General features: G+C 39.2%; 22 protein-coding genes. 14 read left to right on the forward strand and 8 right to left on the reverse strand.

Annotated elements, in window-relative coordinates:
• Positions 1 to 13 precede the first annotated feature (13 nt).
• Positions 14 to 1,507 carry a glycosyltransferase gene (locus G610_RS19820; RefSeq protein ID WP_051197672.1) on the forward strand — a complete coding sequence of 498 codons (1,494 nt, stop codon included), beginning with the start codon at positions 14 to 16 and terminating at the stop codon, positions 1,505 to 1,507.
• A gap of 60 nt (positions 1,508 to 1,567) precedes the next feature.
• Positions 1,568 to 3,220 carry an alpha-glucosidase gene (locus G610_RS0105240; protein ID WP_026523944.1) on the forward strand — a complete coding sequence of 551 codons (1,653 nt, stop codon included), beginning with the start codon at positions 1,568 to 1,570 and terminating at the stop codon, positions 3,218 to 3,220.
• Between the two features lie 156 nt (positions 3,221 to 3,376).
• Here the strand turns inward: G610_RS0105240 and G610_RS0105245 are convergent, their stop codons facing one another.
• Positions 3,377 to 3,982, reverse strand: a complete 606-nt coding sequence (locus G610_RS0105245) for an ECF transporter S component (RefSeq protein ID WP_026523945.1) — start codon at positions 3,980 to 3,982, stop codon at positions 3,377 to 3,379.
• A 111-nt stretch (positions 3,983 to 4,093) separates the two neighbouring features.
• Here G610_RS0105245 and pdxR point away from each other — a divergent pair, with 111 nt between their 5' ends.
• Entirely contained in the window at positions 4,094 to 5,179 is a 1,086-nt protein-coding gene (gene pdxR, locus G610_RS0105250) for a MocR-like pyridoxine biosynthesis transcription factor PdxR (RefSeq protein WP_026523946.1), read from the forward strand.
• Here the strand turns inward: pdxR and G610_RS0105255 are convergent.
• Positions 5,176 to 6,849, reverse strand: a complete 1,674-nt coding sequence (locus G610_RS0105255; protein WP_026523947.1) for a M3 family oligoendopeptidase — start codon at positions 6,847 to 6,849, stop codon at positions 5,176 to 5,178. The two genes, pdxR and G610_RS0105255, sit on opposite strands and share 4 nt — an antisense overlap.
• 291 nt (positions 6,850 to 7,140) lie before the next feature.
• Here G610_RS0105255 and G610_RS0105260 point away from each other — a divergent pair, with 291 nt between their 5' ends.
• Together G610_RS0105260 and G610_RS0105265 are read left to right on the forward strand one after the other, a co-directional pair.
• Positions 7,141 to 8,445 (forward strand): ABC transporter substrate-binding protein, encoded by a 1,305-nt coding sequence (locus G610_RS0105260; RefSeq protein WP_026523948.1) that lies wholly within the window; start codon positions 7,141 to 7,143, stop codon positions 8,443 to 8,445.
• Positions 8,446 to 8,460: 15 nt separating this feature from the next.
• Complete coding sequence (locus G610_RS0105265) at positions 8,461 to 10,224, forward strand: methyl-accepting chemotaxis protein (protein WP_026523949.1); 1,764 nt, start codon at positions 8,461 to 8,463, stop codon at positions 10,222 to 10,224.
• A gap of 88 nt (positions 10,225 to 10,312) precedes the next feature.
• Here the strand turns inward: G610_RS0105265 and G610_RS0105270 are convergent, their stop codons facing one another.
• From G610_RS0105270 to G610_RS0105280, 3 genes are all read right to left on the reverse strand, one after another.
• Positions 10,313 to 11,179, reverse strand: a complete 867-nt coding sequence (locus G610_RS0105270; protein ID WP_026523950.1) for a methylenetetrahydrofolate reductase — start codon at positions 11,177 to 11,179, stop codon at positions 10,313 to 10,315.
• A gap of 526 nt (positions 11,180 to 11,705) precedes the next feature.
• Positions 11,706 to 12,068, reverse strand: a complete 363-nt coding sequence (locus G610_RS0105275) for a response regulator (RefSeq protein ID WP_026495631.1) — start codon at positions 12,066 to 12,068, stop codon at positions 11,706 to 11,708.
• A gap of 406 nt (positions 12,069 to 12,474) precedes the next feature.
• Complete coding sequence (locus tag G610_RS0105280; RefSeq protein WP_026523951.1) at positions 12,475 to 12,840, reverse strand: hydrogenase maturation nickel metallochaperone HypA/HybF; 366 nt, start codon at positions 12,838 to 12,840, stop codon at positions 12,475 to 12,477.
• Between the two features lie 1,756 nt (positions 12,841 to 14,596).
• On the opposite strand from G610_RS0105280, the gene G610_RS0105285 reads away from it, so the two are divergent.
• From G610_RS0105285 to G610_RS0105295, 3 genes are all read left to right on the forward strand, one after another.
• Positions 14,597 to 15,382, forward strand: a complete 786-nt coding sequence (locus G610_RS0105285; RefSeq protein ID WP_026523952.1) for a ParA family protein — start codon at positions 14,597 to 14,599, stop codon at positions 15,380 to 15,382.
• A complete protein-coding gene (locus tag G610_RS0105290; RefSeq protein WP_026523953.1) occupies positions 15,382 to 15,978 on the forward strand; it encodes a hypothetical protein in 597 nt (198 codons plus the stop codon). Before G610_RS0105285 ends, G610_RS0105290 begins: the two co-directional genes overlap by 1 nt.
• Positions 15,979 to 16,859: 881 nt before the next feature.
• Complete coding sequence (locus G610_RS0105295) at positions 16,860 to 18,065, forward strand: replication initiation protein (protein WP_026523954.1); 1,206 nt, start codon at positions 16,860 to 16,862, stop codon at positions 18,063 to 18,065.
• On the opposite strand, the gene G610_RS19825 is transcribed toward G610_RS0105295, so the two are convergent.
• Positions 18,066 to 18,311 carry a hypothetical protein gene (locus G610_RS19825; protein WP_035792625.1) on the reverse strand — a complete coding sequence of 82 codons (246 nt, stop codon included), beginning with the start codon at positions 18,309 to 18,311 and terminating at the stop codon, positions 18,066 to 18,068.
• A gap of 229 nt (positions 18,312 to 18,540) precedes the next feature.
• Here G610_RS19825 and G610_RS19830 point away from each other — a divergent pair, with 229 nt between their 5' ends.
• Positions 18,541 to 19,194 (forward strand): GDSL-type esterase/lipase family protein, encoded by a 654-nt coding sequence (locus G610_RS19830; protein WP_051197674.1) that lies wholly within the window; start codon positions 18,541 to 18,543, stop codon positions 19,192 to 19,194.
• Between the two features lie 324 nt (positions 19,195 to 19,518).
• Positions 19,519 to 20,076, forward strand: a complete 558-nt coding sequence (locus tag G610_RS0105310) for a GNAT family N-acetyltransferase (protein WP_026523955.1) — start codon at positions 19,519 to 19,521, stop codon at positions 20,074 to 20,076.
• Here G610_RS0105310 and G610_RS0105315 read toward each other — a convergent pair.
• Positions 20,073 to 21,443, reverse strand: coding sequence for an MATE family efflux transporter (locus tag G610_RS0105315; RefSeq protein ID WP_026523956.1), 1,371 nt, complete (start codon positions 21,441 to 21,443; stop codon positions 20,073 to 20,075). The genes G610_RS0105310 and G610_RS0105315 overlap by 4 nt on opposite strands.
• Before the next feature lie 118 nt (positions 21,444 to 21,561).
• Between G610_RS0105315 and G610_RS0105320 the strand changes: the two genes are divergently transcribed.
• Positions 21,562 to 22,527 (forward strand): tRNA-dihydrouridine synthase family protein, encoded by a 966-nt coding sequence (locus G610_RS0105320; RefSeq protein ID WP_026523957.1) that lies wholly within the window; start codon positions 21,562 to 21,564, stop codon positions 22,525 to 22,527.
• A gap of 101 nt (positions 22,528 to 22,628) precedes the next feature.
• Here the strand turns inward: G610_RS0105320 and G610_RS22980 are convergent, their stop codons facing one another.
• A complete protein-coding gene (locus G610_RS22980) occupies positions 22,629 to 22,781 on the reverse strand; it encodes a hypothetical protein (RefSeq protein WP_155830962.1) in 153 nt (50 codons plus the stop codon).
• A 173-nt stretch (positions 22,782 to 22,954) separates the two neighbouring features.
• On the opposite strand from G610_RS22980, the gene G610_RS0105330 reads away from it, so the two are divergent.
• From G610_RS0105330 to G610_RS0105340, 3 genes are all read left to right on the forward strand, one after another.
• The gene (locus G610_RS0105330) at positions 22,955 to 23,233 is read left to right on the forward strand and encodes an HU family DNA-binding protein (protein ID WP_026495623.1); all 279 of its coding nucleotides are present in this window, start codon (positions 22,955 to 22,957) and stop codon (positions 23,231 to 23,233) included.
• Positions 23,234 to 23,381: 148 nt separating this feature from the next.
• Positions 23,382 to 23,894, forward strand: coding sequence for a hypothetical protein (locus tag G610_RS0105335; protein WP_026523958.1), 513 nt, complete (start codon positions 23,382 to 23,384; stop codon positions 23,892 to 23,894).
• A 73-nt stretch (positions 23,895 to 23,967) separates the two neighbouring features.
• Positions 23,968 to 25,392, forward strand: coding sequence for an MATE family efflux transporter (locus tag G610_RS0105340; protein ID WP_026523959.1), 1,425 nt, complete (start codon positions 23,968 to 23,970; stop codon positions 25,390 to 25,392).
• The last annotated feature ends 98 nt before the right edge of the window (positions 25,393 to 25,490 follow it).

The following is a 25,490-nucleotide window of genomic DNA, read 5'->3' on the forward strand; positions in this document are numbered from 1 at the left end:
GGGAGATATATTTATGGACATCTGTCTTTTGAACGATTCGTTTCCGCCCGTTATCGATGGCGTGGCTAACGTAGTAATGAACTACGGCAAACTTCTTACGGAAAATCACGGAGCAAATGTAATAGTGGGGACTCCTAAGTATCCCAATGCCAATTATGAAGGCTATCCCTATAAGGTAATCCCTTATAAAAGTCTTGATACCACTGATCTTGTGGCAGGCTACAGAGCAGGTAACCCCTTAGCTATGCGTGAGATTAATCAGATGGCTGAATTTGCGCCTGATATCATCCACACTCACTGCCCCGCTTCTTCAACCATAATGGCGAGAATTCTGCAAAATGAGACCGGAGCTCCCATTGTTTTCACATATCACACTAAATTTGATGTGGATATTGCAAGGGCTGTGGGCGAAGGCTTTTTGAAAACAGAGACCATCAAGGCTATGGTAAGCAATATTTCGGCCTGTGACGAGGTTTGGGTTGTTTCTGAAGGTGCAGGTCAAAATCTTCGTTCTCTTGGCTATGAAGGGGATTACAGGGTTGTTTCCAACGGTGTGGACTTTGCTAAGGGCCGAGTTGAGAAGGCCGCCGTGGATGAGATCAGCAAAACTTACGGTCTTCCCGATGATATCCCGGTTTATCTTTTTGTAGGAAGAATGATGAAATATAAGGGTCTTCCCATAATTATTGACGCTCTTTCTGACCTGTCCGCCAAGGGTATCGACTATCGCATGCTTTTTGTGGGCGGCGGAGCTGATGTGGAAGAAATGCAGCAAAAAGCCAGAATGCATGGCATTGCTCTTGATATTTACGATGCAGAGGGGAATCTTACCCATGAAGACGGCGATTCCGACAACACAGGAAAAATCATCTTCACAGGTCCCGTGCACGACAGAGAAAAGCTCAGAGCCTTCAATACAAGAGCTGATCTTTTCCTTTTCCCTTCCGTATATGACACCAACGGCATCGTAGTCCGCGAAGCAGCGGCCTGTGGTCTTGCCAGTGTACTGATAAAGGGCTCCTGCGCTGCAGAGGGCATAACTGATGGCAGAAATGGCTTCCTTATTGACGAAACCGCCAAATCCATGGCTGAACTCCTTATAAGAACAGCTAAAGATCTGCCCTATCTTCGTGATGCAGGAACTCATGCCATGGATGAAATCTATATTTCCTGGGATGACAGCGTAAAAGCTGCATACGAACGCTACGGCGAGATTCGCGAACTTGTGGCAAACGGTACAATTACCCGCCGCAAGAAGCATGGCTCTGATTACTTCCTGGAGTCCGCTTCTCTTATTGTAAACGGCACAGAGCATGTTTTTGACATCCCCAGAAACATCTACGGCGGCATGAAGGAGAACTTCGAAGATTTCAAGGGCGAGCTCAAGGGAAATATCGAAGATTTCAAGGACAACATGGATGATCTGAGAGATGGCATCAAAGAAAACATCGAAGAAATGAGAGACAATATCGAGGATTTTTTCTCTAAAAAAGATAGCGAAGAATGATATTTGCCCGCTTTATGCCTGTTTTGTGTGTTGCGGAGACTAAATTCGGAGGTAGCTTAAATGGGAGAAACTGAAAGATATAAAAAAGACTGGTATAAGCAAATGAGCTTCTATCAGATCTGGGTTCGAAGCTTCGCTGATGGAAACGGCGATGGTATCGGTGATCTGTATGGAGTTTATGACAAGCTTGAATACGTAAAATCACTTGGAGTGGATGGAATCTGGTTTTCACCGGTTTATCCATCCCCCAATGCCGACTACGGCTACGATATTTCAGATTACAAGGATATTCATCCTGATTTCGGAACCCTGGATCAGTTCAAAAAGGTTCTCGAAAAAGCCCATTCTCTGGGCCTTAAGATTATCATGGATCTTGTGGTAAACCACACCTCTGACGAACATCCATGGTTTAAGGAGAGCAGAAAGGGCAAAGATAACCCCTATAGCGATTATTATATCTGGCGCGATGAGCCAAATAACTGGGATAGTCTTTTCGAGGGAAAAGCTTGGGAATATGACGAGCAGCGTGGTCAGTACTATCTGCATATTTTTGCTAAAAAGCAGCCGGATCTTAACATGGATAACCCAAAGGTGCGTGAGGAAGTTGAATCCATAATGCGCTTCTGGCTTGATATGGGTGTGGACGGTTTCAGAGAAGACGTCATCAACTTTATCTCCAAAAAAGAGGGGCTTCCCAACGGCCTGCCCTTTATCCCTGCAGTAAACGGTATGCCCCACTACAAGGATGGCCCTCATATTCACGAATATATGGCGCAGTTCCGCAAGGTTTGCAATGAATACGACTGTTTCCAGATCGGTGAAGGGCCCATGACCACGGTGAATTCTGCCCTGAAATACCTTACAGGCCCCACAAAATCCCTGGATATGATGATATCCTTCGATCACATGATGGCGGACTGTGTATATACCGAATACGTGCACCGTCCTTTTTCCCTGGTTAAGCTGAAAAAGGCCTTTTCAAAGTGGCAATACGCCCTTGCAGGAAAAGCCTGGAACTCTCTTTACCTGGAAAATCACGACCATCCCAGGATTATCAGCAGATATGGCAGTGAAAAATACTGGAGAGAAAGCGGAACCATGCTGGCAGCAAGCTTCCTATTCCAGCGAGGAACACCCTTTATCTATCAGGGTCAGGAAATCGGCATGACAAATATACGTCTTAGATCTATCCATCAGTACGTGGATGTTTCCTCTAAAACCAACTATCATACCTATCACCTGAAGGAAAAGACCTCTAAGCGCATGCACCGTATTCATCTATCCAGCAGAGATTCTGCCAGGACGCCCATGCAGTGGAACGACCATAAATACGCCGGTTTTTCCAAGGTTCGGCCCTGGTTTTACGTAAATCCCAACTATAAAATGGTGAATGTGGCCGCTGAAGAAAATGATAAGCTGAGCATTCTGAATTTCTACAGGAAATGCCTTGACCTTAGAAAGCACTCAAAAGCACTGCTATATGGCAGCTATAAAGAGTATTATCCCAAGGATAAATTCATCTATGTGTACGAGCGCGCATATAAAAACATCCGATATTTAATCATATGCTCATTTACCAGTTTGACGTTAACCGTGCGGATTCCCACGGAATACGAAGGTAAAAAGGGTGAGCTTATACTGTGTAATTACCGCGGCCATGCAGGAGAGTTATACAGACCCTACGAATGCAGAGTGTATAGATTTAAGGTGTAAAATAGGATTTCGCTTGCGAAATCCTCGCGCGCGAGCGGTATTGCGAAGCAATATCCTTCATCTCCGCGAGCTGCGCATCCTGCGGAGCACTTTTAATTTCATAGGAATTTCCTATGAAATTAAAAAGATAATTTTATTAGCACTGCTTTTCCGTTTTCAGCCTGCCTTTTTTACCTGTTTGGGTGCTGCAACGGGAAGTATGTCTGCTTTATTGAGAGCAGGACGAAGTGCATTGTAAAGCACAACTGCGATTACTGAGTTAATTACTGCATTTATGATAGTAGCATAAGTAGTGATGGCTACAAGTGCGCTTATTGCAGATGCAGCCTTCTCAGCGTTGGGTGTAAGAAGTGTGTACCATACATACTTAAGAGCGGGCTCAAATACACAGTTGAAGCCAAGTCCTGCTATTGCTGCAATTATTGACCACTTAAATACATAGGATTTCTTCTTTTCTTCAGAAATATGTGCAATCTTATGTGCTACAAGGCCTACCACAAGTCCGATAACCAGCTTGCAGATGAACGTCCTGGGCGCGGAGGCTGCAAAACCACCGAGTATATCAGCAACTGACAGTCCTACAGCCCCGGCAAGTCCGCCGTATAAGCCGCCCAGAAGTAATGCGCCGAGTACAACAAAAGCATTACCTACATGAACCTTTGTGCCTGATGCGTTAATCGCAGGAAAAATGGCATATCCCACATAGCAAAGCGCAGCCATGAGTCCTGCGTATGTGATTTTTAATACCTTTTCGTTCTTCATAATCTCCTCCTTCGGGTATTCTTCTCTCTTGACTAATAAATTGAACCTAATATATCATCAAACTGGTAGCATTAAAAATATCAGTTTTGGAAAATTTTATATAACCAGATTATGAAAAAAGAAAAACGTTATCTAACTATTTACGAACAGGTCAAAGATGATATCATTGAGGGACGCTTCACAAGAGGCTCAAAACTGCCCTCTAAACGTGTAATGGCTGAAAACCACGGAGTAAGCGTTATCACTGTGGAACATGCTTATGAACTTCTTACTGAAGAGGGTTATATCATGCCCCAGGAAAAAAGCGGTTATTTTGTCACTTTTGATGATAAGGACATCTATGTGGGTGCTTCTCCCGGCTCCGGAAGGTCTTTTTTTCCTCAAAATATTCCGCCGGTAAGCTCTACAGAAGATAATCCTCTTAGTTTTTCCTACTCTATTTATGCCAAGACCGTTCGCCGCGTTCTGAGTGAATACGGTCCTTATATCATGGAAAAATCCCCCAAAACAGGCCTACCGCAGCTTCGCACAGCCATAGCTGATTATCTTGAAAGAAGCCGACGTGTAGAGGTTTCACCTGATCAGATCATCATAGGCGCCGGCGCAGAATATCTCTACAGCCTGATAGTTCAGACCTTTGGCAGAGACATTGTTTATGGGGTGGAAAGCCCTTCCTATCAGAAAATTGCCAAGGTTTACACCGCCGGCGGAGCAAATATCAGAATGCTTAAGCTTGGCTCAGACGGAATAGAAAGCGACGAATTATGGTCAGGAGACATGAAAATCCTTCATATTACTCCTTACAGAAGCTTTCCCAGCGGTGTAACTGCTTCTGCCTCCAAAAAGAGAGAATACCTCAAATGGAGCAAAAAATGTGACGGGACAATAATTGAAGATGACTTTGAATCGGAATTTACCCCCAGCAGAAAGCCTGAGGAAACGATATTTTCATTGGACGAAGACGGCCGCGTGATATACATAAATACTTTTACAAGAACTATCGGAAGCTATATCCGATGCGCCTATATGGTCCTTCCCCAAAAACTACTAAGTTTGTTTGGGGAAAGGACAGGCTTCTACGAATGCCCTGTTCCTACGTTGGAACAGCTGGCAATCGCAAATCTTTTGGATAGTGGTGATTTTGAGCGTCATATAAACAAAGTCAGACGTCAAAATCGTAAAAAACGTGCAGATTAGTCAAGTTTTGACTCCATCATCTCTGCAAGTTCAGCTATGGTGCCATCCTTGAAGGGGCTCTTTAAGTTAACTTTTTCAAGCTCTGTCTCGTAGAAGTCGCTTACAGACAGCTTACAAAGCTCAAGATAATGGTTCCATGCATCTTTGTAATCCTTATCCATCCATACCTTGAACTGCATTGCCACTACGCTTGCAAGTACATAATCGATGTAATAGAAAGGATTCCAGAAGATGTGGCCCTGCTTCTGCCAGAAACCGCCTTCATCGAAGAACTCGTCTCCATCGAAGTCAAGCCAGGGTCTGTAGGTCTTCTCAAGTTCCTTCCATACAGCCTTTCTCTCAGCGGGAGTCATCTCCGGCTTTTCATAAACAATATGCTGGAACTCATCAACCATGCATCCGTAAGGAATGAAGGTTATTGAATCCTGAAGGTGCATCTTGAGATAATCCTCTGATCTGTCGCCAAAGAACTTATCCATCCAGCCATAGGTGAAGTATTCCATGGACATGGAGTGAATCTCTGCCGTCTCCATTGTAAGGTCATTATGTTCGATAATCTCGTCATTTCTGGTTACATAGCCCTGGAATGCATGTCCGCACTCATGGGTAATAACATCAACGTCACCGCTTGTTCCGTTGAAATTAGCAAAAATAATGGGCGCCTTGTACTTAGGAAGATAATTCATATAACCGCCCTGCTTCTTGGTCTTTCTGCCAAGAACATCAAAAAGCTCGTTTTCAGTCATGAAATCGAAGAATTCTGCTGTCTCAGGTGAAAGCTCCCTATACATCTTAAGTCCGGCTTCCATGATCTCCTCAGGTGTTCCTGTGGGTTCCGGATTACCGTTTTTGAAAAATACGTCATTATCGTAGTATTTAAGCTCATCAACACCGATCTGACCCTTTCTCTTTTCCTGGATCATTTTAACAAGAGGTACGAAGGATTCCTTAACCTGCTTTCTGAAATTCTCAACCTCAGGTCTTCTGTAGGAGTTTCTGGTCATTCTGTTGTAGCCAAGCTCGATGAAATTGTCATAACCCAGCTCTTTCGCCTGTTTTGTTCTGTTTTTTACAAGCTGATCATAGATATCATCAATCTCGTCTGTAACAGATAAGAAGTACTCACTAAGTGCCTTCCATGCACGTTTTCTGGTATCTCTGTCGCTGTTTGTCAGGAATTTGCGAAGCAGGGATATATTGTACTCTTCTCCGTCAAAAGGAATCTTTGCGGATGCAATGATCTTGTCGTATCTGGAAATAAGTGCATTTTCCTCCTGCATAAGGGGAAGGATCTTCTCATCAATGGATTTCATTGATAACTCCATGTTTTTGAATGCTACCTTACCGATCTTTGACTCCAGATAATCTCTGTAAGGTGATGCGTAAAGCACTTTTTTATACTCATTTACATACTGTGATATTACAGGAGAAATCTCGTCGATATAGTCGTTTTCTTTTGCATAAAACTCTTCTGTAGTATCGATATCATGTCTGAAAACACCGATGATGATGTTAGTATAAACATCTCCGGTAAATTCATAGTATTTTCTGTGAAGCTCAAACTGCTCTTCTCCGCTTTTTGCCGCCTTGCTGTCAGCGATCAGTTTATCAAAAAAGCTTTTCACTTCATCCATATCCACACGTTTGTATGGCATCTCTGATAATTTCATATTCAGGTCCTCAACTTTCTAATACACTTTCAATTTTGCCACTCTGCAAAACAAGTCTAATTATAGTATTTATGCGGATTAGACACAAGTGTTGATTAAATTTTTCAGTTGCGATTTGTTTTTATTTTTGTGTTGTTTTGATGTAATGACATCATTATATTTTTGTATCTCGTCATCATTTTATTCACGCTATATTATTTATTAATAAACTTTTTATTAGGTGGTACGACTATACGACACCTATAATAATTATGTAGGCGTAGTATATTCATGAATCGGAGGTTTGTGAAAATGAAGTTTAATAAACTAATTGCTCTGATTACCGCTATTTTACTATGTTTTATGGCTTCTGGCTGCGGAAAAGGAGCAGAGTCAGAAGTATCAGAAGAAGTAGATAATTCAGGTCAGGAGATAACTCTCCTAAACATCAAAAGCGAAGTTTCTTCTCAGCTGGAGGAACTTGCTGCTCAATATAAGGCAGAAACCGGGATTACAGTCAATGTGATCAGCGTTCAGTCAGGCGTAGACGCTCAGGCTACTCTGAAGGGATACTACCTCTCAGATCAGATGCCTGACATTATAGCCTGTGAGGCATCAGGATTTGAAAACTGGGACGGTCTTCTGGTTGATCTCAGCGATCAGAACTGGGCTTCACGAACTGACGCAGCCTATTCCGATTCCACATACGGAGTTATTGGCTTCCCCTACACAACTGAGGCAATAGGCCTTGCTTATAACGCTGACATTCTGAATAAAGCAGGTATTGACCCTGCCACAATAACAGGCCCTGAAAGTATGAAGGCTGCTTTTGAAACTTTGGATTCAAAAAAGAGTGAGCTTGGTCTTACTGCTGTAATCGGTTACTGCGCTGAACCTACAGAGGTTGGCTGGTCCGCAGGAAACCACATTATGGGCGCATATATAGATTCAGGTCTTGCCAGAACAGATACAACATATATTGATCTTTTAAATAACGGCGGCCAGTTCGACGAAGAGCGAATAAATGCATATGCAGAAATGATTGGTCTTTTCAATCAGTATTCTAATTCTGCAGTCCTTACACAGCCTGCTTACAACGATCAGGTACTAGGATTTGCGTCAGGAAAATACGCCTTTGTCACACAGGGTTCCTGGATAGGTGCCACAATGACCGGCGATGATTCCGATGCCTACGCTGCAGCAGGTAATTTTGAAGTAGGAATGCTTCCTTACGCTTTCCAGGATGGAATGGACACAATCCTTACCAGTGCTCCTTCCTGGTGGGCTGTAATAAAGGAAGGCGATGTAGAAACCTCCAAGGCTTTCCTCCAGTGGTGCTCAGAAGACAGCGCTCAGCAGATACTTGTAGAAAAGGCGGGTTTTGTAAGTCCTTTCAAGGATTGTAAATATGTAGCATCCGATCCTTTCGCAAAGGTTATTTCCAGCTATATTTCAGCAGGGAAAACTTCTAACTGGCACTGGATGAACATGCCTGAGGGCCTTGGGCAGAACGGTTTTTCCTACGCATTTTTCAATTACGCATCCGGAACTACCGATGCTGCGGGATTTGTACAGGAACTTAAGGATATAGCTACCGAATGGTACTCAAAATTATAAGAGGAGGTGAGGATTGTGGAAAATAATACAAATGTAAAAGTCAGTAAATTCAATTCTATCTTATTTCAGCTATCCGCTCTGAATCTCCTGATGCTGGTATCATTCATCTGTGTAATAGCACTTGTTATGACATCCATGAAAAAGTCGACAACCAGCAGTATTTCTATGTTTGACTCGATGATGGCTCTGACACAACACGAAGCGCAGCTTAAATCAGACGTAATGTCACTCTATGATCAGACAACCGGCTATATCTCTGCAGATGCAGATGAAACAAAAGAAGCTTTAAAGCCTCAGATAGATGCCGTAAAGCAGGCTGTTACTGCCGACATTGAATTATTAAAGCAGGATTTTGCAAACGAAGATAATGAAGAGGCTACCGCTCAGATTGATGAAATAACTGTTCAGTATTCAAGACTCATAGCACTTATCGACAATGCTATAGCAAAGTGCGATGCAGGCGATAAGGATTCAGCGTACAAAGTGCTCTTTGACAAGGCTGAGATTCAGAAAATTGCCATATTCCACTCCACCAAGACTCTGGATCAGGCAATTGAAGATTCCGCATCAAATACAAAGACTACCATGAATCAGCTGTTACAAAGCGGTAATTTACTTGCTATGATCGGTATTATCATTACTTTGGTACTACTTATCCTCAACTTCTTAATAAGCTACAAGAATATTGTAAGAAAGATCCGCAATATTGCAGATGAAGTTAACGTAATGATTACAAATATCGAGGCCGGAAATGGTGATCTTACAGCCAGAATCAAGACTAAGACCAAGTCAGAATTGCTTTTCATAACAACCGGTATCAATCATTTTATCGAGACATTGCAGCTAATCATGCGCGATGTGCGAAATGGTTCCGAGATTCTGACATCGTCTTCAGAAGAAGTTGCTTCTCAGCTTCAGGTTGCTGATGATAACGTAACAAGCACATCCGCCGCTCTTGAAGAGCTTTCCGCAAATATGGAGACTCTTGCCGATACAGTAAGATCAATCAACGGAAAGGTTGACTCTGTTAAAGACGCAGTACAGGCAATCACTGATGAGGCTGCAGAAGGTACTGAAACCGCCATTACAATTAAACAGGAGGCTAACGAGCTAAAGCTTCGCGTAACCAACAAAAAATCCGATGCAGGCGAGCAGATGTCGCAACTCTCTGAGACTCTTACCAAATCTGTTAAGGATTCTGAAAAAGTTGGTCAGATCAATGAGCTTACTAAGGTTATCCTGGATATCGCATCGCAGACCAATCTTCTTGCTCTTAACGCTTCAATCGAGGCTGCAAGAGCCGGTGAAGCCGGCAAGGGATTCGCTGTTGTTGCTACAGAGATCAGCTCCCTGGCAGATAACAGCAGACAGACAGCTGCAAATATTCAGGATATCAGTAATGAAGTTACAGATGCCGTTAATGCCCTTGCGAAAAACGCTCAGGATGCCCTTGATTACATCAACGGAACTGTCCTTGATGATTATGATGAATTCGTTAATACAGGAGAAAAATATGAGCATACAGCTGATATTATGGATGATATGCTGACATCCTTCTCATCTAAGGCAGACAACCTTAACGAGATTATGACTGAGATGGTAGAATCCATCGAAGCTATTACTAATTCCATCGGTGAGAGTTCAAAAGCCATCTCAATGTCCGCAGAAAGTTCCAACGAAATTGTTGGTGGTATCAAAAAAATATCACAAGCTATCAATAAAAACACTGAAGTTACTGAGCAGCTTAATGATACTACTGAGAAATTTACAAATCTGTAAGTACGATTTAATTCGACCCGACAGAGTATTGATTTATTAATTAATAACGCCATTCTCTATAGCAACTATAGGGAATGGCGTTCGCTTTTTATCTGAGTGCTGCAAACATCTCTTCAGCAAGCTCGGGCTTGTTCATGATATACAGATGTATACCGTCTACGCCTCTCTCTTTAAGATCCTGTGCCTGTCTGATTGCGTAGTCTACACCGTATTTTCTCATTTCTGCAGGATTTTCACCGTATTTGGAAATAATAGATGATAATTCCTCAGGAACAGTCGTTCCTGATAATGTTACTGTGGTACCAAGCTGCTTTGCGCTTGTAATTGGCATTATTCCGGCCGATACAGGCGCTTTTACACCAAGGTCATGTAATTTATCAATAAGCCTTAAAAAGTAGCTATTATCGAAGAATAACTGCGATATAAGTACCTGACATCCACAGTCAACCTTTATTTTGGTGTTCATTACATCAATCTCATCAGAAGCTGCTTCCGGATGTCTGTGGGGATAGCATGCACCAACCATGGTAAAATCCATGCCTGCCAATTTGATGTACTGTGCCATGTCGCTTGCGTGAAGGAAATCCCTCTGAGCGAACTCTTCATCGGTCATGGCCTTAGGTCTGTCTCCTCGAAGTACAAGCACATTATCTATACCGATTTCTTTAAATTTGGCCAATCCGGCGTCTAATTTCTCTTTTGTGAATCCAACACTGGTTATATGAGAAACAACCTCTAATTTGGCCGTATTTTTAGCATAATTGGCAATCTCAACTGCCTTACCGGCATTTGAACCTCCGGCTCCATATGTAATACTTATGAAATCAGGTCCGATCTCACTGATTTTGTCTAATTTACTTTGTATATTAAGGAATTCTTCCTCTTTTTTCGGCGGAAAAATTTCACAGGATAATACTGTTTTTCCGGGTTGATACTTGTCTAATATACTGCCCATTATCTGACTCCTCCTTTTTTCTTAAAGGATATTCTATCATAGTTTCTGAAAAATGCACTATTTATGCGATTTTTCCATGAAAACAACACTTAACATTCTGTATCATTCCTTGGTTTTCGCCATCTAATTAATTATAAACGTGAAGACTGCCAGGGGGCAGCCTGGCAGTCTTCTCTATGGTTATCAAGCTTGCGATCCATCCTTTGATCACTGCAACGGCCCTAAAAAAGGGCAAAAAAATCCTGTTTCCATGTCGTTTCCCATCCATGGAAACAGGAGCTTTCCGTTGCTAATTATTATATCGGTGTATACATAAAAAATATTAGTGCTATTTTCTTGAACATATTTAACATCTGACAAAAAGCCCTTTGTTAAGCCATTTTGTTTCAAAAATATTTTTTCACAAGATATTGCATAGATGCTAATTAACTATATGTTTATATTGTGTTTATGTAATATTTATAACATGACAAAAAGCCTAGAATCACAAGGATCCTAGGCTCTTAATCTTCACTTGGTTTTGTACTCAGCCTATAGCTTTCTTAACAGCCTCGAGTACACGGTCTGCCTGGAACGGCTTAACAATAAAGTCCTTCGCACCGGCCTGAATTGATTCAATAACCATTGCCTGCTGACCCATTGCAGAGCACATAATGCAGCAAGCATTGGGATCAGCTGCCTTAATTCCTTTAAGAGCACCGATTCCATCAAGCTCCGGCATGGTAATATCAAGAGTTACAAGATCAGGCTTAAGCTCATTATACTTGTCGATTGCTATTTTACCATTCTCGGCCTCACCAGCAATCTCGTATCCGCCCTTAGTCAGAATGTCTTTCAGCATCATGCGCATAAAAGCGGCATCATCTGTAATAAGTATTCTCTTAGCCATTTTGAACCTCCATATTTTCTATTCCGGATTAGATTTAGGTAATTTCCGTCTCCGGTAATTCTCTTAAATACATTTTCTATTTTATCATACAATTCGGAAAAGAAAACGCCTTATCGTCGTTCAAACAATTAAAAAATGATAAAATTTCGTTGCATTTCATAAATATTTCTAAACTATGATGCCTTTGTAACTATATATAACGACATCAATACATCATGTAATCATGATACATATGTAACAATATACCAATCAATATTTTCATATGTACATCTATTCATCGTTCTCTATTGTCATATCGATGTATTTATTTTCTATCTGATTATTATTATCACCTTTTCCTGCTGTTTCTTTATATTATCTTTGTCATTTACCACAATTATTTCATATTAAATAATGTCTTTTATTTCTATTGATGCATGTTATCGTCGTCTTCTACTACTATTTCTTTAATTATAATACCCTTACCTTGGATCAACTTACCTTTTCGTTCACCACAGGCAGGACATCTATATCGATTTTCTTTGTCAGGAGTATACTCTTTTCCACAGCTTTCACATAATATTTTTACTTCTACTTCATTAGTAATTAGCTCTGTATGCTCCAAAAAGGTCCCTTTTATGGCCTCATCATAGTATTTATGTAAATAAAACGGCACCACGCCGCTCATTTGTCCTACATCGACTACGATTTTCTTTATTTCTAATAAATTCTCTTTTTCTTTCACTTCCTGGACAGAATTTATGATATCCAGGATGTAGCTAAGCTCATGCATCACTAATCCCCTTTTGTACAATATTTGCATAAAAAAATCCAATGACTATTAAAGTCAATGGAATATACTGTTCATTTATGTATGCATTAATCCTTATTATAGTACTCTTTTCTTAAGATTATATCCATGTATAAATAATATCATACGATATTATTACTCATTGTCTGATATAGTCAATATTATTCATAGTTAAGTAAAACACAAAACAATAATTTTGATACTTATATAATTTTCAAGCTAAATATAATTATAACTAACGTTATTCAAAACAAAGTGTTTTAATTGTATGCAATTATGAAAATATTGAATACTGTTTTTTTCATAAATTTCTGGGCAAAATTCACGATTTTTTTCTAAATTTTCTCTATGAATTTCACTCCCCTGGATCTAACTCACCCGGTCCCAGAAATTTTATTTAAAAATCAGGGCAAATCCTGTGATTTTTTTCAGGATTTTTCCGCAGATTTTATCCTGTTTTTACAGCCAAATAATTGACTCATATAAATGATAAATTTATATATTTATATTATATCATCACGTTGTTTAAACCGCAATATATTTATTCATTTTGTTATATAAATATATTTGTATTTTGAATTAATACTATATAAATACATTTATATTTTGATATTAAAATATCCATTTATAATTATATTTTGATATTTTTATTTACTTATATATTTTTATTTTGAAATATTACTATATTTATATTTTTATATAATAATATTATTATATATTTTCATTTATATACTAATTTATCATGCTATTATGTTTTATATATATATTTATATACTTTTATATTTATATTATTAAATAATAATATTATTTTATATTTATATTACTACATCATTTATTTCTGATTTATTAATATATTGATATATGTATATATCCACTTCATTATAACATGATGTATATGATTCGCTGTTGTTATAGCATAATTACATCATGGCATATTGATGTCATGATGTAATTTATCAGTATATTTTATATACACATCATTACATCATGACATCATTATGTAAAGTTATTTCTATGTTTACAGATCAATTTTGCTCCTTTATAGCATCCAGATGGACCGCTGATCTATTTATTTATCTCAAAACAGCAGAGCAGCAAATATGTACTATATATGCTCGAATATAACTTTCTGAATCCATTTTGACGTTTATATTGCATCTATCATGATGTCATTACATCATGATTATGGCGTATTTTTGCTTTGTTTACTGGCTCATTCATGTCAATTTTGCCCATTTATTTTATTGTGCTATAATCGTTACATCTATACATCATGATGTCATTATACATTCGCTTCCCTTAGAAAACTGATGTCGAAGCACAATGATGTTATGTTGTTTTGATGTATTTATACTCAGTATCATTACATCATTTTATATCGCTATATTATTATATATGTATATTTATATTATGATATTTCGCCATCATTATATATTTGATGTCTTTATATCATTATATTTTTGTAGTATTATATTATTGTACTATTATTAATATATATCATTATCTATGTTTATATTTTTATCGTGATAGATTATTATCATATTATATTTATATCTTTATTTACTAATATATTTATACATAAATACACTTATCCATTTTTATAAATATATTTGTGTACTTATATATAATGAAACTTTTTTACAATGTTTTCTTGTTATCATGATATAAATATCTTTACACAGCTTTTCATCAATGTTACTATGTAACAGAACAATATTTAGTTTTTATGGGAGGAAGTATGAAAATAATTGCATTTTGCAACCAAAAGGGTGGAGTTGCAAAAACCACATCTACTTATGCGTTATCGGCCGGATTGGCTAAAAGAGGCTATAAAGTCCTTATGATTGACTCAGATCCGCAGGAAAATCTTAGCCAGGCAGCCGGAATTGATCTTTATAATATACCTGCAGCTACACTTTCTGACGTATTTAAGACAGAAAAGGGCGAGGCAGGCGCAGATATCAACGAAACACTCATTCCTGTAGGCGACAATATAGACCTTATTATAGGTGGTATTGAGTTTACATCAGCAGATCTTGACTATTCTGGCGTTACATCACGTGAATTCATGCTTAAAAGGGCATTAAACAAGCTTAATAAGACTTATGACTTCTGTATTATCGATTGTAGCCCTACATTGGCTTTAATCACTCAGAATGTCCTTGCTATTACAGATAAAATAGTAGTTCCCATGACACCTGAAGCTTTTGCTACAAACGGTGCAAATATGCTGTTTTCATGGATTTCAGTAATGTCTGAGAGATTAAACAATCCTGAACTGGATGTTGCAGGTATTCTTGTAACTAATACCAGAAATACCAACAATGCGAATATTTGGCTCGAAGGTATCGAAATGCTGGCCAAAGAGTACGAAATTAAGGTATATGAGACCAAAATTCATCAGAATGTAGCAGTAGAAGAGTCTCAGACACTTAATCAGTCATTGTTTGATTATGCACCAACAGCACGTGCAACTAAGGATTATGATGAATTTGTAGATGAATTTCTGAAAGGAGAAGCATAATGAAAAAGAATCTTCAGAATGCAATGGCAAGAAATTTTCAGAATATGGTAGGTGCAACACCGTCGACCGAAGAGGTCAATGAACCCAAGCCAGTAGTTGAGAAGGCACCTGCAAAGCCAGCATCTAAGCCGGCTCCTACAAATACACCTGTTATTGAAACGCCTGTTGAAGCAGCTCCTGTAGCACCACAGCCTCAGGTAGTTGAGCAGCCAGCTCCGGCTCCGGTAGTAGAGCAACCTCAGCAAGTACAGACAGCGCCTCAGGTTGTAGCAGAACCGGAACCTCAGGAACAGATTATTAATACACCCGTTAATATTGTTGAAGAGCCTGTAGTTATTGCTGAGGAACCTGTTCAGGAACAGCCTGCACCGGTTAAACATACAAGCAAAAAGGCAATCCCGCTTGTACCTGATGAAAAGAGCAGTGGTGTTCTTCATATCAGACTGGGAGAGCTTAGATCATACGTTGATTTTATGACACAATCAGGTAAGATTTCTTATCAGCAATATATTAGTAACCTTATTGAACAGGATTACGAGAAAAATAAAGAATTATACCTTAAATATAAGTCCTTTATGGATCAATTAAATTTTTAACAGACATTGTTGTTTAAACAGTATTAATTAATTAACAACATATTATTAATTATTATTAGAGGATCTAAAAACGTGATAAATACGCGGTTTTTAGGTCCTTTTTATATAGCAATTGTGTATAAGTTATCTAGTTTTGGGGTTAAATTTCAGCATAGATATGGGGAAAGATATTAGAAAAATGGTTCCTAAAAGGATAATTATTTTTTCAGAAATGGTGCTAGAAAGTAGAAAAAGGGGTATTTTTAGTGTTTTTCTTAGTAGTTTTTGGGATTGTAAGTAAGAAATCTGGTATTAAATGATAGAAATTGGGTACTTTTTCAGCGAAAGTAGTTCAACGAGGGAAGCCGCATAAATACTGAGGAAATAGAATATCCAGAATTTTTTAAGGTAGAAAAAGGGAACCATTTTTTTATTTTAGTAGTTTTTGGGAACGTAAATTGGCAAGATAGATCCTTTCAGGTAACTAATAGGCATGAATACGCATATTCTCATTGACCGGAAAACGTACAATAAAGGCAAAGATAGTAGTAATTAGGTACGAAAAAGCCATTACTTAGTAGAAAAAGGGAATATTTTTGATTTAGTTAGTAGTAAATAGGGCGATTACAATGTTACTTAGTAGTTTTTGGGGATAGAATAATGACAGTACTGCATCGGTCAATTTGCCACTTGACTTAAATAGTCAACATAAAATTACGTTATTACAATAATATAACACACAATATTACATTACTTATTAGTTCAGAGGGACATATTATAAATAATTAGGTATAATATATATAAAACGAGGGATTTTTGTTTACTTTGTGTCAGAATGGACTTATAATAAGTTAGTACTAATTAGGTATGAATAATTGTTTATTAGGGAGAAGGAGATAGTTTTGGGGCGTAAATCTAAGCAGCAGATGGAAGAAGAAACAACTGCTATTCAAAGTTTTTTATCCACACAACAGTACAGAAAAGCAAATACACTTATTAATTCCAAGGGAAGATCAACACTTCTTGTTCAGAAGCTTTTTGCTGTCAGTATAGCGAAAGCGGAGCATAATCCCGATGATAATACCCTGGAAGCTAATATATATGGTACAGATCTTAAGAAAATCTTCGGAGTTAAGGGCGGTTCTTTCTATGAACATATTAAGTCCGCCATAGAACCGGCGAAGAATAAACCATCTATATTGGATTGGCGAATCATTTATTCCAATGATGAGACCCAGGAGATCGAAGCAATCAACGTAATTACGGATGCTTCCTTCAAAAATGGTGTTCTTAACGTAAGATATAACAATAAAATAACCCCATATCTTACCAATCTTCAGAGTAATTACACAGTTTTGAGCCTTGCAGAGGCTGTACAGCTTAATAGTGTATATTCATTCAGATTATATGAGATTCTTAAGGCTGAAATGGATAGGCAGAGAGCCATTACGAAGAGGCCCGGCCCCTATTATGTTCAGTATCATCTTACTGATCTTAAGCTCAGACTTGGAATTATCGATTCACAGGCAGATCCTGAGATTATCAGTGCTTTGAAGAAGGGTAATCCTGATTACGACAAGATTGAGAAGCAGGCAGATAAGCTTGACGGCGCCGGAAAATTGAAAACATTTGGAAATTTTAAGAAATTCGCCCTGGACAAAGCGCAAAAAGAGCTTAATGAGACCACCAGTATCTGGTTTGATTATGAACCCGTTAAAGCAGGAAGAGGTGGAAAAGTAGTCAATATTAGATTCATTATTGATGTTAATCCTAAAGTTAAGAAATCTGATATAGTCGAAGAAAAAGCAAATAAAACAACTGTTATTGATTCAATGGAAGTAATGGATCAGATTCAGGATATTATCGATCAGAAGATTAAATTTTCTGAGATAAGAGCTATAGCAGAAGCTGCAGATTACGATATAGATAAGGTAAAAGCAGCCTATGAATTATCCAAAAAATCCAAAAATATCGATAATTTTGTTGGCTGGATGATTTCAGCAATAAAAAACGACTATAAAGCTGCCGGTTTGGGCAATAGCTCTATAGTCGGTAAGTACGTTCAAAGCTCCTTCAATTATAGTGAAGAAGACTTACTTGATAATTGATCAGCCTGCTAATAAATGGCACTCTTCGTAGCGGTGTATAAGAGCAGTGATCTTTTTAGAATCTCCAATAAGAGAAACATTAAGCGGTTTCAGTAGATTGAGTGAGAGAAGGCCGATAATAGACTTTCCATCAATGTAGCTGTGACCGCTTCTTACATCTACCTGACAGTTTGATGATGTGTTCATCTGGATAAAATTGCGGATCTGATCTGCATCCTCGAGACTTACTGTAATATCTTTAGTCATAGTTCTATTGCGCTTAGCGCATCCCCCTTGTAAAAATTTTTTTCTTAAAAAAAGAAAATTCGTAGTCAACGTTATCACACTTAATTGTATAAATCAATAAATCCACGAAAAATTTCGGAAAAAACACTGAAAACCATAAAAAAACTATTAAAATACGGATTATTTATAGCTTTTATGATATATTGTTTGTGTGGAATAGGACAAACACTGAGAGAAAGAGGTGAGCAGAATGAAAAAAGTACTATTTTATGGCGATTCTAACACCTATGGATTTGATCCTCGCGGGATGATGGGTGGCCGCCTACCGGAAAATGAAAGATGGACAGATATCCTTTCAAAGAAGATGTATGGTGAATGGAGAGTCTATGCTGATGGTATGAATGGTAGAGTAGTTCCCGATAATCCGTATTCGCTTCTTTCACTGGATAAATCAGTATTAGAATATAGTCCGTTGGATTTATTCGCTGTAATGCTTGGTACCAATGATCTCCTCAATATGTCAGAACCGGACGCAGATGTTGTTGCCGGAAAAATCAGAGATTTTATCGAGAGACAGCTGGGCAGAACAGAATTTGTTGATAATAAGACAGGATTTCTTCTTATAGCACCTCCTGCAATACTTCCTCATATGGAAGAAAACTTGGAAGAAGCAGAGGCACAGCGCAAGAGACTCAGTACAGAGCTTGATATAATTGCTCAGGAATTTGGAATATTCTTCGCAGATGCCAGTGAATGGGATCTTGATCTTGCATTCGACGGAGTACATCTATCAGCTGAGGGACATGCACAGTTTGCTGAACATATGGCAGATATCCTGACAGGAATCGATCTTTCAGCAGAGAGAGTTGAAGCAGACGATTATGTATTTGCAAGCCTCGCATAAAAAATTGAATTCTAGGGGTTGTCGCTTTAGATGATTCAATCATCTGGGCGACGCCCCTTTTTCTATGCTATAATATGAAAAGAGTAACAAAAGCCTTAAATAAGCCATTTTGACCGATTTGGTCAGCGAAAAAACAAGAAAAATCATCGAAAACAGGTCGATTTTTTCAGGTAGTTTTTGGGGATACGTGAAAAATGCTTATTATATGCACTGTTACAAATACAATTAAGTCCTACATGAATCAAAAACACTATTTGAGGTAGCAAATGGGGACAATACAAATAGCAAAAAGGACTTTCTTAGTAGTTTTTGGGGAGAAATATAATGCGTGTTGAGGAAGAGAAAATCACAACAAAAAATGAGCAGGAATATGTCTTAAGATCTCCTGAGAGGGAAGATGCAGAAGCAGTTCTTGCTTTTAGAAGGGATGTGGCAGGTGAAACCATCTACCTTACAAGATATCCCTATGAAATAGAGAATTCACCGGAAAAAGAGGGAGAAATCATCGGAAATTACTTAAGAGCTGAACACCTTATAATGATTGGGATATTCGACGGTGACAGAGTGATCGGCATAACTTCGGTAAGCCCGGTAGGATTAACCTTTAAAACAAGGCACAGGGCATCAGCAGAGATAGTTGTTCGAAAAGAATACTGGAATCTTGGACTCGGCGCTCATCTCCTTGATAAGGCCATACGGTGTGCAGGAGATCTTGGATATGAGAGACTAGAATTAAGTGTTTTCGCAGATAATGCCAGAGCCCTGAGGTTGTACAAAAATAAAGGATTTGTCGATTGTGGACAAATCCCTCAGGCATTTAAAACTATGGATGGAAATTATCATGATGAAATCATGATGACCAAAAACTTGTGGAGATTTTAAACGGCGTTTTGCGGTTTTGCGCGATTGCTAAATCTTCTTTGAATATCTTTGATAACGTAGATATAACATACGCAGGTGAATACTGCGGCTGCCATCCAGGCGATGGGATCACAAGCTACGGCAAGAGGATAACTCTTGATATTCATAGCTATGATTGCGGATATCATGCGAGCAAATAATTCTATTACTCCGCCCATCATTGGAAGGAAGCCATAACCGCATCCCTGCATGGCATTTCTGAATATGAATATAAAGCTGAGCGGAACATAAAATACTGACGAAATTTGTATGTATGGTCTCGCCCAGGGCAAAAGTTCAGCCACGGATGTATTTCCTGAGAAGAACAGTCCCAGTGCTGTAGGCAGCAATAAATTAGCGGCTACTGCAGCTATAAGAGCGTAAACGGTGTTGGCTATCATAGATGAGCGAACACCCTTTTTTATTCTGGCGTAGTCACAATTACCGTAATTTTGGCCGGCAAAAGTTGACATTGCGGCGCCCATTGCAGGCATTTCCTGTGTAAGAAGACCGCTGAGCTTGGATGCGGCTGTAAATGAAGCCACGGCTGTTGATCCAAAGAGATTGATGGCGGATTGCATTATCATGGTTCCTGCAGCAGTTATTGCAAACTGAAGGGCCATTGGAAGACCTACGCGAAGCTGATGCCTTGTATCCTGAGATACAAGATGCCAGTCGTTTTTATCAGGTGCGAGTGAGGGAATGTGCTTATATATGTAATAAATACACATTACAGCGGATATTCCCTGTGAAATATTGGTGGCAAGAGCAGCTCCAACTACGCCCATTTTGAAGACCACTATAAGAAGAAGGTCCAGTACTATGTTCAGACAGGCTGAAAATATGAGGAAATAGAGCGGAGTTTTGCTGTTTCCAACTGCGCGCATATAGGCAGAGAAAAGGTTGTAAAATACGCTGGCTACAATACCATAACAGATGGTTGTTATATACGCTGAAGCATCGGCAAAAATGTCATCAGGAGTATTCATGATGCGAAGAAGCGGATTAATTGCAATAACACTTAACAAAGTAGTTAGCACTATCACAATTGCTGAAAGTATGATACCATTAGCAACACTGTGCTTAACTCGTCTGGAATCACCGGCGCCATAGCTCTGTGATGTAAGCACAGTAAATCCTGTAGTAAGGCCTTGAGCAAAGCCCAGAACCAGGAACATAATCGTACCGGTGGAGCCTACGGCAGCCAAAGCATTAGCACCGACAAAACGGCCTACAATGATAGTATCTACCATATTGTAGAATTGCTGGAAAATATTGCCCAAAAAGATAGGCAGCATGAATTTAAGTATAATAGGGAGCGGGCGTCCCTTGGTCATATCAAGTTCCATAAATCCTCCGAGATTTGTGTCGTTGAATGCCTATTATAATGAATTGTGTACTTCTTGCAATAGGGTAAGTTTCGAAATAATAATTTTTTAATAATTTATCGTTAATGAAAGGAAAAAGATGCGGATTTCTTATGCGCCTATGGAGGGCATTACAATATATTGTTACAGAAATGCACACAGCAGATTGTTCCCTGAGGGGATAGACAGGTATTATACGCCTTTTTTATCCGTATATAAGCAGCATGCCATTAAAAAGCGCGATATGCGCGAAATTGCCCCGGAAAACAATGCTTTGGTGGAAGGAAGACTTATTCCTCAGATAATGACAAACAAGGCGGATGAAATCATCTGGGCGCTTTCTGAGATGCATGAGAGAGGCTTTGAAGAGGTCAATCTTAACATGGGGTGTCCTGTGGGGACAGTAGTGAGCAAACATAAGGGTTCAGGCATGCTTGAAGATCCCGCAGCCCTTGATGAGCTTTTTGCGCAGGTTTTTGAAAGCGAGGAGATAAAACATACTGCTTTATCTGTAAAAACAAGAATCGGATTAAAGGACCCAAAGGAATATCTTGAGATTTTTCCTGTTTTAAATAAATATCCGTTTTGTAATGTGATAGTTCATCCAAGAGTCAGGACTCAGATGTACCAAGGGGAACCTGATATGGAGATTTTCAAGTGGGCTTATGAAAACAGCAAAAATCCAATAAGCTACAACGGAAATATTTTCACTAAAGATGATTATGACAGGATAGTTTCTGGATTTCCGGATCTCAAGGAAGTGATGATTGGAAGAGGATTGGTTGCAAATCCGGGACTTGCAAGAGAGATAGTCACAGGACAAGCAATGGGTCAGGATGAGCTCAGAAGCTTCATAGAGACCATGGAAAAGGAATATAAGGTAGAAATACCTGCAGAAGAGTCTATAATGCACAAAATGAAGGAGATTTGGTTCTATGTGGGCGGAAACTTCAAAACTACAGATGGAAGCGAAATAGAGCCATATATTCACAAAATAAGGGTATCAAAAAATCCTTCGGAATATCGCAATGCGGTAAGGAATCTATATAGAAGTTGTGGGGTATAAATCAGACAACATAACATCAGCACATCATGACATCATGATGTGCTGATGTATTATGGGCTTAAAAATAAAACTGCTCAAATAGCAGTAAGAAAGAGGATATTTCACTCTTCCGGGTGATCTTTCATCATCATTTCATGTACTGCCTTTGCGATTATTTCATCGGGAGCAGCACGTAATTTTTTCTCTTTTGTAGCTTCCTCGGGATGAGCCGGAATATCCGGAAGCGGATCCCTTTTTTTCTTATCTGTAGCCATATTTTGTCCCCCATAAGTGTTTTACTAATACAATAATAGCAGAATTAAAGCATAAATTACAAAATAATTACAAAAAAGTAGCAGAATTCCGATAAAAACGTTGCGCATAATAATACATAGTGGTAGAATTGCTTTAGTTTCATAATAAACCTAGACAAAAGGGGGAATAAAAAATGAATAAAACAGAACTCGTTGAAGCTATTGCTAAGGAAACAGGTCTTTCCAAGAAGGATTCTGAGAAGGCTGTAAAGGCTTTCGTAGACGTTGTTTCTAAGACACTTAAGAAGAAGGACAAGGTTCAGCTTGTTGGCTTTGGTACATTCGAGACCACAAAGAGAGCAGCTAGAACTGGTAAGAACCCTCAGACTGGTGCTACCATCAAGATTCCTGCTTCTATCGCTCCGAAGTTCAAGGCTGGTAAGGCTCTGAAGGATCTTGTAAACAAGAAATAATTAAGATCATGAACTTAACGCCCCGGAGTACTTTGGTATTCCGGGGTTTTTCAATGCCTTGAAACGGTTTATTATGGATATTTGGTAAGAATATGGCGTGACATTCACCGGATTTTCGCGCAGATCAAGAGAAACAGAGGAGAATATTATGAAAATCGTCAAAACTTTTGTGGCAACGTTGGCTGTCGTTCTGGCCATAGGTGGCATATATCTCTACAGAGCCGATATTGCGAAAAAGGCATCGTCGCTGATAAATGGCCAAGAGAGTACAGAGGCGACCACAGATGCTTCAGAAGAAAAAATAGCCAATCCTTTGACCGAGATTGGAAATGACATTAAGAAAAAAGCAGTTGCCGGTATAGCCGAGACCATAGTTGAGCAGGCTGTTAAACAGTACGGCGGTGATAAAGCCGAGGATGTTCAGAAGATAATGGACAGCGTATCCGAAGAGGATAAGGAAAAGGTAACTGAGATTATTATTGATAATATGTCTTTGGATTCAATAGGCGATGTTCAGTCTTATGTTGATAATAAAGACGTAGAAGGACTTATGGAGTATGCCCAGGATAAGCTCACAGCTGAGGACTATTCAGAGCTTACGGGTATTTTTGAGAAGTATTCCGAAGACGCTTTAAAAGAGCTTAAGGGAGACGGAAATTAACATATACGAATAAGCTGAGAGCTATAGGCCTCTACTTATCGGATATGTGTGGATATAGATATTAGGAGGAATAATGCTTACAGCAGAAGAATCATTAAAGGTAAAGCTCTCATTTAAAGAGTGTGTGATGGGAGAGCCTTCATTTTATCGTAAAGTAGCCATGGTTGTGGTTCCAATGATAATTCAGAACACACTCTCTAATGTAGTTGGACTTCTTGATAACATAATGGTAGGACAGGTCGGTACGCTGGCCATGTCATCCGTGGCTATTGTAAATCAGCTTATGTTTGTTCAGATGCTCTGCATCTGGGGAGCCCTTGCCGGTGCCGGCATATACGGCACACAGTTTTTTGGACGCCGGGATTATGAAGGTGTTCGCTATACCATGCGTTTTAAGACGATAATAGCACTTGTTATTACTGTGATAGCGCTGATAGTCTTCATTACAGCAGGGGAGCCGCTTATTAAGCTTTATATAGCAGCGGACACTACGCCTGATGATGCGATTCAGACATTAAATCTAGCTAAAAATTACTTACATATAATGCTGATCGGACTTTTACCCTTTGGAATTACGCAGGTTTATTCCGGTACACTCAGGGAATCAGGAAAAACAACACTTCCCATGATCGCAAGTATGTCAGCCATGGCGGTAAATTTTGTATTCAACCTGCTTCTGATCTTCGGTTATCTCGGTTTTCCCAAGTTGGGCGTAGCAGGTGCAGCCATAGCAACGGTGATTTCCAGATTCGTTGAGATGGGAATAGTTACCATCGTGGCACACAGGAAAAAGAGCGATTATGCATTTTTAGAGGGATTATACAGTCATTTTGTTATTCCCCTTGAGCTTATATGGCCAATAGTTACGAAATCACTGCCGCTGCTTGCAAATGAATTCCTATGGAGTATGGGACAGGCAGTGCTGATGCAGTGCTATTCCATCAGAGGTATCGAGGTAATTGCTGCACTAAACATAGCAAACACCATTGCTCAGATATTTAACGAAGTATTCCTGTCCCTTGGTAATTCCACATCGATCGTGGTCGGACAGGAGCTTGGCGCGGAGCACTTTGTAAATGCCAGAAGAGATGCCTGGAGAATGGCTACGCTGAGTGTTTTAAGCTGTTTTGTAATGGGCGGGCTTTTATTCCTGGTATCGCCCATTGTTCCCAGGTTCTATAACACAGAGCCTGCCATTAAAGAGCTGGCAACACAGTTTATCCGCGTAGTTGCGATAGTAATGCCCCTTAATGCTTTCGCAAACGTAGCTTACTTTACACTGAGATCCGGTGGAAAGACACTGGTGACTTTTCTTTTTGACAGCTGTTATGTATGGACTGTTTCCGTAGTAGTTGCAAGAATACTTGCATACCACACAAAAATGCCGGTAGTTGAAGTATATTTCACGGTTTGCGCATTGGAAGTTATCAAGAGTGCAATAGGATTTGTTCTTGTTAAAAAAGGAATTTGGGTTCGAAATATCGTCAAAAAAGTATAAACAAAACGGTGATAATAACGACTGTGATTTTATAAAATTGAAAAAACAGCCCTGAGATAATAAAGATTTAATAAAAGCATACCGCACAAATTTCTACA

Origin of the sequence: Butyrivibrio sp. MB2005, from assembly GCF_000424285.1 — a bacterium.
Lineage (GTDB): Bacteria > Bacillota > Clostridia > Lachnospirales > Lachnospiraceae > Butyrivibrio.